At 21.9% G+C, this 13,183-nt stretch carries 16 protein-coding genes; all 16 read right to left on the reverse strand.

The window, feature by feature from the left end; all coding sequences use genetic code 4:
* Nucleotides 1-20: 20 nt before the first annotated feature.
* On the reverse strand, nt 21-1,397 hold the full coding sequence (gene secY, locus X271_RS01620; protein WP_128571637.1) for a preprotein translocase subunit SecY: 1,377 nt from the start codon (nt 1,395-1,397) through the stop codon (nt 21-23).
* 14 nt (nt 1,398-1,411) lie between these two features.
* Nucleotides 1,412-1,594, reverse strand: coding sequence for a hypothetical protein (locus X271_RS01625; protein WP_025208731.1), 183 nt, complete (start codon nt 1,592-1,594; stop codon nt 1,412-1,414).
* A gap of 73 nt (nt 1,595-1,667) precedes the next feature.
* The gene (locus X271_RS01630) at nt 1,668-2,432 is read right to left on the reverse strand and encodes a Nif3-like dinuclear metal center hexameric protein (RefSeq protein WP_025208732.1); all 765 of its coding nucleotides are present in this window, start codon (nt 2,430-2,432) and stop codon (nt 1,668-1,670) included.
* 1 nt (nt 2,433) lies between these two features.
* On the reverse strand, nt 2,434-3,081 hold the full coding sequence (locus X271_RS01635) for a class I SAM-dependent methyltransferase (protein ID WP_025208733.1): 648 nt from the start codon (nt 3,079-3,081) through the stop codon (nt 2,434-2,436).
* Complete coding sequence (locus X271_RS01640; RefSeq protein WP_025208734.1) at nt 3,081-4,511, reverse strand: sigma-70 family RNA polymerase sigma factor; 1,431 nt, start codon at nt 4,509-4,511, stop codon at nt 3,081-3,083. The genes X271_RS01635 and X271_RS01640 overlap by 1 nt, the downstream gene beginning before the upstream one ends.
* Nucleotides 4,512-4,618: 107 nt before the next feature.
* A complete protein-coding gene (gene dnaG / locus X271_RS03150; RefSeq protein WP_025208735.1) occupies nt 4,619-6,460 on the reverse strand; it encodes a DNA primase in 1,842 nt (613 codons plus the stop codon).
* Between the two features lie 19 nt (nt 6,461-6,479).
* Nucleotides 6,480-7,835, reverse strand: a complete 1,356-nt coding sequence (locus X271_RS01650; protein ID WP_025208736.1) for a glycine--tRNA ligase — start codon at nt 7,833-7,835, stop codon at nt 6,480-6,482.
* Nucleotides 7,828-8,640 carry a hypothetical protein gene (locus X271_RS01655; protein ID WP_025208737.1) on the reverse strand — a complete coding sequence of 271 codons (813 nt, stop codon included), beginning with the start codon at nt 8,638-8,640 and terminating at the stop codon, nt 7,828-7,830. Before X271_RS01655 ends, X271_RS01650 begins: the two co-directional genes overlap by 8 nt.
* Nucleotides 8,641-8,676: 36 nt before the next feature.
* Nucleotides 8,677-9,387: a hypothetical protein gene (locus tag X271_RS01660; RefSeq protein WP_025208738.1), complete on the reverse strand. Its 711-nt coding sequence runs from the start codon at nt 9,385-9,387 to the stop codon at nt 8,677-8,679.
* Nucleotide 9,388: 1 nt separating this feature from the next.
* Complete coding sequence (gene era / locus X271_RS01665; protein WP_025208739.1) at nt 9,389-10,291, reverse strand: GTPase Era; 903 nt, start codon at nt 10,289-10,291, stop codon at nt 9,389-9,391.
* 17 nt (nt 10,292-10,308) lie between these two features.
* A complete protein-coding gene (locus tag X271_RS03305) occupies nt 10,309-10,734 on the reverse strand; it encodes a diacylglycerol kinase family protein (RefSeq protein WP_025208740.1) in 426 nt (141 codons plus the stop codon).
* Nucleotides 10,727-11,197, reverse strand: coding sequence for an rRNA maturation RNase YbeY (ybeY, locus tag X271_RS01675; RefSeq protein ID WP_025208741.1), 471 nt, complete (start codon nt 11,195-11,197; stop codon nt 10,727-10,729). Before ybeY ends, X271_RS03305 begins: the two co-directional genes overlap by 8 nt.
* A 9-nt stretch (nt 11,198-11,206) precedes the next feature.
* Entirely contained in the window at nt 11,207-11,473 is a 267-nt protein-coding gene (locus X271_RS01680) for an HNH endonuclease signature motif containing protein (RefSeq protein ID WP_025208742.1), read from the reverse strand.
* A 72-nt stretch (nt 11,474-11,545) separates the two neighbouring features.
* On the reverse strand, nt 11,546-12,298 hold the full coding sequence (pnuC, locus tag X271_RS01685) for a nicotinamide riboside transporter PnuC (protein WP_025208743.1): 753 nt from the start codon (nt 12,296-12,298) through the stop codon (nt 11,546-11,548).
* Between the two features lie 35 nt (nt 12,299-12,333).
* Complete coding sequence (locus X271_RS01690) at nt 12,334-12,978, reverse strand: YqeG family HAD IIIA-type phosphatase (RefSeq protein ID WP_025208744.1); 645 nt, start codon at nt 12,976-12,978, stop codon at nt 12,334-12,336.
* 33 nt (nt 12,979-13,011) lie between these two features.
* Complete coding sequence (gene rpmG / locus X271_RS01695) at nt 13,012-13,170, reverse strand: 50S ribosomal protein L33 (protein WP_025208745.1); 159 nt, start codon at nt 13,168-13,170, stop codon at nt 13,012-13,014.
* Between the last annotated feature and the right edge of the window lie 13 nt (nt 13,171-13,183).

A 13,183-nucleotide genomic window follows, 5' to 3' on the forward strand; every position in this document is an offset into this window, starting at 1 on the left:
TATATTGTTCCTTTTTTGATTTATAATAATCAATCATCTTCTTGTTCTTTTTTATTTCGTTTTTTATTATCAACATCCTTATTAATTTTATAAGATTTATCTAAATTTGCTGTAACTTTTGCATGTGTTTTTGTTTGTTCTGCAAGAATTCTTGATTTTATTTGATCTGTTGTATCAATTCCGACCGATACAAGAATAATAAGTCCCGTTCCTCCCAGAGCAGCGGATTGTGAAATTCCAAAGAAAGTAAGAATAAACGGAAGCGTAGCAATAAAAGCAAGTAAAAAAGCTCCATACGTGGAAACTGAATTAACCGTTCGTACAAGATATTTTTCTGTTTCTTTTCCTGGTTTTATCCCCACAATAAATGTTGATGATTTCTGAAAGTTTTTGGCCGTTTCTTCTGGATTTATATTAATTTGTGCATAAAAATAAGTAAAAGCAATAATTAACAATCCATATAAAGTTAATCCTAATGCAGAGGTTAAAGAAAAATTAATGATCACTCATTCTTTAAAAGCCGAATCAGGAAAAAATTGTGCAATTGTAGGAGGAAGAGTAATAATTGCTGATGCAAAAATTACAGGAACTACTCCTGCTGGATTTATTTTTAAAGGAAGATATGTTTGTTTATCTTCTTCTAAATTAAGTCCTTTTCCTGTTTGTTGAATTGGAATTCTTCTTTCTGAAATTTCAAAAAAGGAAAGTAAGAAAACAAAAAGAATAGCAACAGCAAGATAAAATAAGAAAAGAATAAATCCTGTAAATACAAATGAATCATCATTAATAAATAAACCTCAAATATTTTCAAATTTATAAGGAATTCTTGCAACTATTCCTGTTGCAATCAAAAGCGATGTTCCATTTCCTACACCTCTCATTGTTATTTCATCTGCAATCCAAATTGAAATCATCGATCCAGTTACCATAATAAGAACTGCAAATAAAATCATTGCTCATTCCGATTCAAATAATGTTCCTTGCTCAATATAACCGGCCGAATTCATCGCAAAAACAATTGCAAAACCTTGAATAATTGCAATAAAAATTGTAACTATCCTCGTAATTTTCTCTATTTTTATTCGACCCTTTTCACCTTGTTTATTAAGTCTTGTAAGATAAGGAATTACATCAGCTGATAATAATTGAATGATAATTGAAGCTGTAATATAAGGAGTTACTCCCAAAGCAAAAATTGAAAAAGTAAGTAATCCACCTCCACCTATAATATTTAATAATGATAAAAATTGTGAATTTGTATCACCTGCAAAATCATTATTAGTAACTGTAACACCAGGAATTGTAATAAGAGTTCCTAATCTAAAAAGCAAAATGAATATTAAGGTAATTAATATTCTTTTTAAAATCTTTCAGTTTGTAAAAATTTCTCTTATCACACTAATAATATTTATTAATAAACTATTAGATAATTATTACTTTCAAACAATGGCCCTTGATTGTTATTAGAATTATTATTATCCTTTTCGTCTATTTTTTTCATCAATAAAACAGATGAAATTTCTTTCTCTTCTTCTTTTTGTTTCAAAAACTGTTCCTTAGCTTTTAGATGAATTAATTTGTTTTTATCATTCATACATAATAATTATAATAAGAATTTTATTATAATTATACATATAAATTTATTAAATTTAAATATTAATAAAAAGTTAACAATTCTTATATTTATATTCGTAAATTTTATAAAGTCTTAAATTATTATCAGAAGCAGAAAAAAGAAAATTTTCAACAATATCAACAAATATTCTCTCGCTCTGATGCCCAATTTCTAATATATTTAAATTATTATCAGAAGCAAAGATTCAATGATGATGCTTTAATTCCCCAATTATATATAAAGCATCTTTTTCTTTTATTTTTTCTAATAAATCTCCCGAAGCTCCTGATCCAATAATTAATTTTTTAATTTTCTGATCTTTTATGAAAAGATTTGTTTTAAAAGGATCATATTTTAACTGCAAATTTAAACGAACAAATTTTATAAAATCTTTAAATAAAAATTCTTTATTTAAAATACAACTAATTGCTTTTTTATCATCAATTAATTTAATTTTTCTACAATCTAATTTTTTTGCTTGATTATAAGGAATTGAATCAATATCAAAATCAATATTTGTATGTAAAACATAAAAATTTATTCCTAAATCTTTTAATAATTGATATTTTTTTTGAAGAATTGGATCTTTTGCTAAAAGTTCTTTTTTATTTCCAAAAAATAGCGGATGATGAGCTATTATTAAATCTATTTTATATTCCTTTAATTCATTTATAAAATCATCAGTAAAATCTAAACATATCAATATGTTATTAATTTGATCTTTTCCTTTTACTTGTAATCCGATAAAATCATCTTTAAAAGCTCTTTTTTTATCATATTTTGCTTCGATTATTTTTATTACTTGTTGTAATTTCATATTATTTTAATTTATTGCTTAAATATATTTTTGCTAATTCTTTATGTTCTTCTTTTTTACTTTTAAGAAAAATATTTTGAAAATAAATACCCTTTTGATAGAAAAATTGACTAATTACTTTATTATTTTTCTTGATTAATATTGGTCCTAATACTAAATCTCTTTGATTATATTTTAAAACTTTATACTGTTTTTTTGCTTTGATTATTATTGAATATATATTATTTTCATATATTAATTTTTCATCTTCAATCTTAAATTTGTTATCGTACAAAAATTTCCGTAGTATTGCTTCATTATTTGTTGGATTAAGAATTAATATTGCATTATCATTATAATTTTTTAAAATAATTTCAATTGTTTTTCCACCTAAACCAGCAATGATTATATATTGATAAGAAGCAATATCAATAATATTTTCAAATCCATTGCTTTTGATAAATTTTAATGTTTCTAAATCTTTATAATCAATTAATGTTTTTTTTGCTTGTAAAAGTGGTTTTGTATTAATATCTGTTGCTGTAATTTTATCAGTTATTTTATTTTTTAAAAGATATAAAGGAATATAACCATGATCAGTACCGATATCTAAAACTTGACTATTTTTGCTGATATAGTCAGCAATTTCAATAATTCTCCCCTTAAACATTAATATTCCTTAAAGTGCTCAAGATCTTTTTTTGCTTTATCTTTTAGTTTCTTCATTGCTTTTGATTCTATTTGTCTGATTCTTTCTCGCGTTACACCAAACATTTCGCCAATTTCTTCCAATGTTTTTCTTTGATTTATTTCTTCTGATCCTTCAATCAAACCATTTCTTAGTCTTATTACTTCAATTTCTCTTTTATTAAGATATTTCGGTAAAATTTCATTAATTTTATGAATTATTTCTTTACTTTTTGCATAATCATCAGGAGCGATAACTCTTTTATCTTCAATAAAATCATATAAAAAAGATTCACCATCAGATCCAATTGATTTATCTAATGAAGATGGATCAATATTTAAAAGTCTTATTTGATTAATTTTATCAGGAGAAATTTCATTATTCATTGCTTTTGAAATCTCCTCATCTGTTGGTTTTCTTCCATATTCTTGTGTTAATTCTCGTGTAATTTTTGATAATTTATTAATAGTTTCAACCATATGAACAGGAATTCTTACAGAGCGAGCTTGATCTGCAATTGCCCTTGTAATTGCTTGTCTAATTCATCAAGTCGCATAAGTTGATATTTTATAACCCTTTTTATACTCAAACTTATTAATTGCTCTTATTAATCCATTATTTCCTTCTGATATTAAATCAGCAAAAGGAAGTCCTCTTCCTTTATATTTTTTTGCTATATTAATTACTAGTCGTAAATTATGATTTATAATTTTTTTTCTAGCTTCATCACCATCAATTTGTTCGTCTTTTGTTGCATTTTTTTTAAGACCTTTTTCCATTTGTATTACAAGTTCGATTTCTTGCTCAGAAGTTAAAAGATCTCCATATTTTCCCACTCAACGCATATATCATTTAATATGATCATTTGGTTCGCTTAGATTATTATTTAAATCATTATCAGAATAATTAATGCGCTCTTCCGTAGATTCATCAATAATATCATCAAAAATATTATCTAATTCCAATGTTTTTTCATCTTCTAAATCTCGATTAATAACACCACGTTCAATTAATAATTCGAAAAAATCATCTGTATCTGTTTCATCTAATTTAATTTTATTTTTTTCTAAAAAATTATAAACCTCACTTTGTGTAAGATAATCTTTTTTTAGTCTTTTTTTTAATTTTTCTAATGAATTAAAAATTGTTTTATATTCATTATAAAGTAATGTATTTAATTTCTCGCTTTGATTTATAATATCATTTTCATTTGTTTCACTTGTTTCATCGATAGAACTTTTTTTGTTTCGATAATATGCAATTTTTGTTGAATATTCAATTAAATCATCTTTTGAATCATTAGAACCATATTTTATATTATTAAAATTTAAATGTTCGTGTAATTCCTCTTTAGTCATCGTATTTGCGACTTTTTTGGTAATCTTACCTTTTTTAACTTTGTTATCAGTCATATTTTTTGTTCCAGTAAATATTAATTAATTTCCTTAAGTAAATAAAAATTAGTATTTTTATTATACTAAAAAAAGCAAACTAAAAAGGAAAAATAAACTATCTAAACTTAAGATATCTTAAGTTTATTGATCATATAATTGTATTCTTCATCATCATTTGCATTGATATTTTCTATGAATTTTTTTTTATGCTTCTCTTTATTTATTATTCTCCATTTTTCATGTAAGTTCGAAATAAAATCCTCTACATTAATATTCTTTATTGTTTTTAATAAATTCTCATTTTTTATATTCTCTTGGAAATTTTCTAATAAGCTTTTAATAATATTTTCTTCTCTTTGTGATGAAAATTTTTGTAAAAGCGTTTTTAAATAATTAATTTTATCATCATTAGATTTTAATAAAGCTTTATTATTTTTAAATAAATCAAAAATTTCTTTGTAATATTTATTTATAAATATGAAATTTTCAAAAATTAAATTATTAAAAAAAGAAGAGGATAGTAAAGAATAAAGCAAAAATTTAAATTCTTCTTGATAGTATTTTCCCAAATATTTATTAAGTGTGTTATTTAAAGATGAAAAATTTTTATTTTTATTAATATTTGTTATTTTTAAATTTATTTTATTATTAATAATAATTTCTTTTTTAACAAGGGGTTTAAAATTTAAATTTTGTATAAATGAATTAATAAAATCTTTACCGAATTTTTCTTTAATTTTTAGCAAAATAATTTCTTTTTTAACAAGATCATTATAAGATAAAACTATTAATAATATTTCTTTTAATTTTTCTTCTGTAAGCGTTTCTAATTTCTCTTTTACAATCACTTTTTGATAATAAAAATCAAGAAAAGAAATTTTATTATCTTCAAAATATTTTTTATTGATATTTAAATTATTATTAATTATTTCATCAATATCTTTTCCATCAGAAAAATTTATTACTGATAAATTTATATTATGGTTTTTAAGAATATTATATGTTTTAATTGTTGTTTGAATTCCTGCTTGATCATTATCAAAAGAAAGAATAAAGTTTTTTGTAAATGATTTTAATTTATCAATATGATTTATATTAAAAGCCGTACCCATTGAAGCAACAACATTTTTTATTCCAATTTTATAAAAAGAAATTACATCCATAAAACCTTCTACAATTATGACATTATCTTTTAATAAAATTTCTTCTGTTGCATTGTTTAAGTTATAAATAATTTTACTTTTATTAAAAAGTAAATTTTGACTAGAATTTAAATATTTAATTGGACTTTTTTGATCAATAACTCTTCCAGAGAATCCTAAAACATCATTAAATTGATTAAAAATTGGAAAAATTAAACGATTAAAAAAAAGATCTCTTAAATTTCCATTATTATTTTTTATCAAACTGGCTCGAAGAATTTCTTGTTCTTTGAAATTTTTTTTTAATAAATATTTTTTTAAGCCATCGTTGCTTCCTGCTCAACCAATATTAAAAACTTCAATTAATTTTTCTGTAAATTTTCTTTCATTTAAATAATCTTTCAGTTTTTTATTTTTTTCAATCTCAATCTGTAAGTTATATTTATAAAAATTTAAAGCTTCTAAATTAATATTCTTAATTTCCTTAATTTTTGGATCTTCTTGTCTTTCTTTTTTAACAAAATAATCATTCCAATTTAAATTAAAATCTTCACTAATAATTTTAATTGCCTCTAAATAATTAACTTTTTTATATTTTTGAACAAAGGTAATTGCATTTCCTCCAACATTACAAACAAAACATTTAAAAATTTTTTTTGTACTAGATATAGATAATGAGGGATTACTATCTTGATGAAAAGGACAAATTGCAACAAAACTATTACCTTTTTTTTCAAGCGAAATATAATGCGAAATCACATCTTCGATATTTAAATCATTAGTTATTTTTTCTATAAGTTCATTTAAATCTTTTTTTGCTGTCATTTTCTCTTAAAATTCTAAATTATTTTAATTTATCTTTTATAAAATCTTCAATCTCGGATATTTTAATTCTTGTTTGATTTTTTGTATCTCGTTCTCTTATTGTAACTTTCTGATCTTTTTCTGTTTCAAAATCAATTGTAATTATAAAAAATGTTCCAATTTCATCTTGCTTACGATAACGTTTACCAATTGAACCACCAGTTTGTAAAGTAATTGCTCCAAAATTACTTTTTTTCAATTTTAATAATAATTCTTCACCTTTTTGATTAAGCTTGTCTGTAAGCGGACAAATTGCAATTTTATAAGGAGAAAGAAAGAAAGGTAATTTTAAAATATTTCTCTTTTCTTCTTTAATGTATAAATTATCAAAAATAGCAAATAATAATCTTTCAACCCCAATTGATGTTTCAATAATATAAGGAGTAATTCATTCATTTTTATTTGTATCAAAATATTGCAAACGTTTTTTTGAAAATTTACTGTGGTTTTTTAAATCAAAATCCCCGCGATTTGCAATTCCCAATAATTCTTTTTTTCCAAAAGGAAATTCATATTCATAATCAATTGTTTTTTTTGAATAATGAGCTAATTTATTTTTCGGAACATTATATTTTATTAATTGCTCTTTTTTAAATCCAAGATTAATTAAAAATTGATCAATTAAATCTAAATATTTCGAAAAATCTTGTTCTGCTTGATTAGGATAAGTAAAATATTCTAATTCCAATTGTTCAAATTCTTTTGTTCGAAAAATGAAATTTTTTGGTGTAATTTCATTCCGAAAAGATTTACCAACTTGTCCAATTCCAAATGGTAATTTTAAATTAAAAGAATCACAAATATTTTTAAAATTTATGAAAATTCCTTGTGCTGTTTCTGGTCTAAAATAAACTTCATTTGTTTTTGAATCTATTTTTGAATAATTAGTTTTAAACATTAAATCAAAATTAGAAATATTTGATCATTTTGTTTTATCTTGATATTTTTTTAATTTAATTTCATTTTTGATTATTTTTTCTGCTTCTTCAATTTTTAAATCTTCAAAAACATAATTTGTATATTCTTCAATTAATTCATCTACACGATAAATACTATTATCATTTAAACAAGTGATAACATAATCTTTAAATTTCTTTAAATGTCCTGATGCTTCTCATACTTTTGGACTTAAAATAATTGATGAATCAAAATAATAATTATTTTGTTGTAGGTCAATAAAAAAGTGATTAAAATAATTTTTTAAATTAATTTTAATCATTGCCCCTAATGGACCAAAATCTCACGTATTTGCAAGACCTCCATAAATTATTGAACTAGGGTAAATAAATCCTTTTTCTTTTAAATAAATTATTAAATCATCGATTTTTTTATTCATTTTTTACTCCTTTTTTGAATATTTTTCTAATAAAAATTTGTAATCTTTTTCGAAATAAGAAAAAAATAACAAGATATAATAATGTTAAATATAAAATAAAAATTACAAGAAGATAAATTGGAAAATACTGATAACTTAAAATTGTATATGGGTAAATACGAAAATAATCATAATCAATTGTTCCAGGTTCAATTGAAACTGTTGGTAATACAAAAGCCATTGTTTCTACAAAAAATAGATAAAATAAAAGATAAATCGAACCATATAATAGTAATTTAAATCTTTTTTGATTTAATTTTTCTGTTTCTTCTTTAGTTATAAAATTAAGTTCAATTATAAGTAATATTGGAACAATAAAATGTAATATAAAACTTTCAAGTCCAGGAACAATAATCGGTTCACTTTTCCCACTATAATAAGTCGATCCTACATAATCAGGAAAAGCATCAAAATTTATAACATCAATTCAAGAAAAAAAATAAATTGGAATAAATAAAAAAACAACAGCAAAAAAGACAAAAATTAATCAAGAATTTACAGAATATCTTAATCTTATATTTGCAATTTTACTTAAAAAATTATTATTTTTTAAAAAGAAAAAGAAAAGTAATAATCCATAATAAATAAAAACAGTTCAATTTGTTCAAAAAGTAAGAAATAAATAGTAATACTTATAATAAACTGTATAAGTTTCTGTAAATGAACCAATAAGTGATAAAAGAACGCCAATTCCAGAAGCAATAAAAATTGAAATTCAAATTCATTTAGTAATATTTTTTATTTGAAAATTTTTTTGTTCTTTCATTAATAGCCTACAAAGTCAATTATAAAATTTATTTAACTATCAATGAAAATTAATTTGATATCCTAAGACATCATTAAAATAATTTGCATATAATGAAAGCAAAATTTTTTCTTCAGAAAATGATAAAGTAATGCTATTTATTTTTTTTACATTTTTTATTTTAAATAACGGAATTATTTTTTTAATTAAATCCGAACTCATCAATTTAATATTTTTATTTAAATCATTTTTACAAATTAATCCTCCTTCTTCAAAGGAAAATGAAGCAATTTGTGAATTACGGTTACATATTACACATTTTTTTAATTCAATATATACATCTTTTGCAATTAAAATTTGTGTAAGTAAGTAAACTAGATTTAAATTTCAATTTAAAATTCCAACATCAAAATTATTAAACAAATAATATATTGTATTATAAAATTGTTTATTTAAATCTCCTTCTGTAAAAATTAAAAGTTGATTAATAATATTTATAAAATTTAAATGACTTGCTTTTTGCTTATAATCAAATAAAATTTGTTCTCCTGTTTTTAAAAGTCCATAGTCATTTAATGGACTTGAAAAATACTCTGTTTTTATAAAGTTACTAATCTTAAAACGATGAATATTTTTTGATTCATCTTTAAAAAAACCTTTTGCTCTTAAAGTTAATTTTTGTCCTGTTGGTCTTATAAAATAAAGCATTGCCTCATATTCTTGATATTCTTTTATGTAATATAAATATAAAACTTCTTTTTTATACATTTTATATACCCTTAATTATTGAATCTTTATTTTCTCAATCTTTTTTTACTTTTACAATTAAATTCAAAAATACTTTTTTATTTTCAAAATATTTTTCAATCTCTTTTCTTGCATTTTCACCTATTTGTTTAATTTTTATCCCCTCTTTTCCAATCACAATTCTTTTAAGTGATTCACGATTTACAATAATATCAGCTTCAATTGAAATTAATTTATTTTTAATACTAATATTTTTTAATTGAACAAAAATATTATGAGGAATTTCTTCATTTAAATAAAGAAGAATTTTTTCCCTGATTATTTCTTGAATATAAAATTGATCAGATCCACCTTTAAAATCTTTCTCACTATAATGAAAAATGTTATCGGTTAAATCACTTTTAATTTCTTCTATAAGTAAATCAATATTAAGATTTTTAAGTCCAGAAATCGGAATTATTTTGTCAAAGTAATTAAGTTGAAATATTGCTTGTACTAATTCCTTAAGTTCATTCCCTTCATCACCTTTAATTAAATCTATTTTTGTAATAATACAATATTTTTTTGGAAAATTTTTTTCTGTTCCTAAATTTAATAATGTAATTTTTCTTAAATAATCATCATCAAATTTTTCTCAAAATGGAATTAAAAACAATATAATGTCTACACCTATTAATGATTCTTTAATTCTTTTTTGCATTTCTAAATTTAATTTTGTTTTATATTCACTTAAAAATCCTGGTGTATCTATAAAAACAATTTGAACATTCTCGCGATTATAAATTCCTCTAATTTGATTTCTTGTTGTATTTTTGCGATGTGTTGCAATTGAAACTTTACGATCAATAATTTTATTAATTAAAGTTGATTTACCAACATTTGGTTTTCCAATAATTGTAACAAATCCGGATTTTTTTTCTTCCATTTTTTAACTAAAATTCCTTATTTTTTTAATAAAAGATAATATACTGCCTGCATATTTTGCGGTGTTGAATCATCACTAAAACTCTCTTGAATTGCAGGAATAAATATTATTAAACCAACAATAATTGCAATTAAAGTTATAAAAAGTGTCGCCATTGCTGCTACATCTTTTATTTTTTTTGCCTTTACATTATATTCAAAAGAAACAACATCAACCAAATATTCAATTGCTGTATTAAAAATTTCAAATCCAATTACAAGTCCAATCATTGTAATAATAATTGCTCATTCAACTGTAGATAATTCAAAAATAACACCAAAAACTATCACTATAAATGAAACAAAAAAATGAACTCATAAAGAATTTTCTTCTTTAATTATTACTCAAAATCCATGTAGGGCATTATTAAATTTACGATAAAGACGTTTAAATCAATTAATCATTTTCTCTTATTTTTAACTTTTTGAAAAGATCCTTTTGCCGATTTATCATTTTTTCTTCATCTAGTGAATTTAAATGATCATAACCTATTAAATGAAGCAATCCATGCATAAATAAAAACAAAAATTCAGTATCCTGATTAGAATTAATTGATCTTGCTTGTTCTTCAATTAAATCACCATTAATAAATATATCACCCAAATCATAAATATTATCAAATAACTCATTTTGTGGAAATGATAATACATCTGTTTCTTTATCAATTTTACGATATTCTTTGTTTAATTTTTTTATTTTTTCACCCTTAATTATATTAAGAGAAACTACAAAATTACTTTTTTGTTTTAATTCTTTTACAACTTCTAATAATAATTTATAAAGTTTATCTTTATTATTTGTAAATAAAGATGATTTATCTACAACATCACAATTAAAAGTAATTTCAACATTAGCAAAAATATTCATACTTATATTTTATAACCTTTTACAAAAATGAGGTGAATCACCTTTTTCTAAATTTGATTTTCAATGCAAAGGTTGAAGATTTTCAATTTCATCTCCTCCCCCAAAAGCTAGAGGTTTAACATGATCTATTGTTCATCCATATTGATCTTTTAAATTGTAATGATCTAATTTAATTTCTCTTCCAAATAAATCTTTACAATTCTTTCTTCCTTTACAATTAGGGTCATTATTTCAAACATCTAATCGTTTATTAATAGTAAATTTTTTTCGTTCCATTTTAATTTTATTGTAAACTTCTTCATAAATTTATTCTATCAAAAATTAATTAGTGAATTTATTATTAAAAAATTAATTTTTTTTATTTCACATAAAAATTCCATATAAAGCATTAAAAAAGTATGTAATAGCAAGAATTAAAGAAATAAAAAGAGTTGTTTTTTCTGAACCTTCTTGTCCTCCAAAAGAAAATAATAATAAACAAAACATTATGATTTTTACAGTATTTAAAATTGTATAAAGAAAAAAAGTTTCGCGATACCTCATCATTGAAAAAGAAAACGCAATTACTGCAATAGAAGCACTAAAAGCATCTAAAGCAATTTGATAAATTGGAATATCATCATTTGAAACTCCAATTAAATCAATTACAATATATCCTGTAAAAACTCCTAAACCAATAGTAAGAATTGCAATTATTGTAACTAATAAAATTCCTTGTCAAAAATTAAGTTTTCTTGTTTTAATTAGCTTTTCTTTTGTAAATCCCTCTTTTTTTCAATTTATTCCTGCAAAAATAAGAATAATAGGAATAATTATCACATTTACAATTGCAAGAGCATAATTTCCCGTAGCAAACATTACAGAACCATAAAAACATGCATCAATTAAAAGTAAAATTCACGCATATCGATATCTTTTGGAAAGAGCAAGAGCTGCAATTACACCAATAAAAATATCTGCATAAATTAAATAAGTATCTCATGTGTTAGTATCAAGATTTGAAAAAATAAAATAACTAGAAGCAATCGTACAGAAAAGAAAAAGAATAATTTCAATTCAATTTACCTTAATTTTTTTATTCTTTTGAAGATTTTCCTTCATTTATTTTTTTTCCTTTCTAAATATTTATAAAGGATTTATAATAATTCATATTTATCTAAATTATCATTATTTTGATAATTTGGTTTTGTTGTTATTAGATTTTCTCTTGATAATTTTTTGAATACTTTTTTTTCTGTAAAACTTAAAATTCTATTCACAAATTTTTCTGGTTCAAATAAAGGATGGACTAAAATTGAATTTATTCTTAAAATATTAGCTACAAAAATATCCGTAATAATCATATCACCAATTACTACTATTTCTGAATTTCGATATTTTCCCTGAAATTTCTCTTCAATAAATCTTTTTGTTTTACGAGGAAAAGGTTTTTTTGCATTAGCAATATAATCTTCCTTGATTCCTAATTTTTCTGCAAAGAATTTAACTCTTTTTTCTGAATTATTTGAAATAATTACAAATTTAAAATCATATTTTTTAATATTTTCTAAAAACTTGATCGATGAATTAGTTGGAAATTTTCGAAAATGCGGAACTAATGTATTATCTAAATCACAAATAATTAATTTAATTCCTTGATTTTTTAATTCATCAAGATCAATATCTAGAATTGAATTAACATAAGTTGAGGGTTTAAAGTAATTTATAAATAAACTCAAAAGAAAAGAAGAATTTTTCTTTTTGAGATTATCATTTGCTTTTTGCTTTTTTTTTGCTTTCAAAATAATTAACTATCAATAATTAGTATATAAAATTTATTTTAATTTTGTCTTTTCTTTATGAATTGTATATTGATTACATTTCTTGCAAAATTTTTTATATTCTAATTTGTCTGGATGTTTTGTTTTATTTTTATCAATTAAATAATTTAAATTATTACATTGACTACATTGTAATAAAATCTTTGTACGCATAATAAATTTCTCC

Origin of the sequence: Candidatus Hepatoplasma crinochetorum Av, from assembly GCF_000582535.1 — a bacterium.
Lineage (GTDB): Bacteria > Bacillota_I > Bacilli_A > Mycoplasmatales > Hepatoplasmataceae > Hepatoplasma > Hepatoplasma crinochetorum.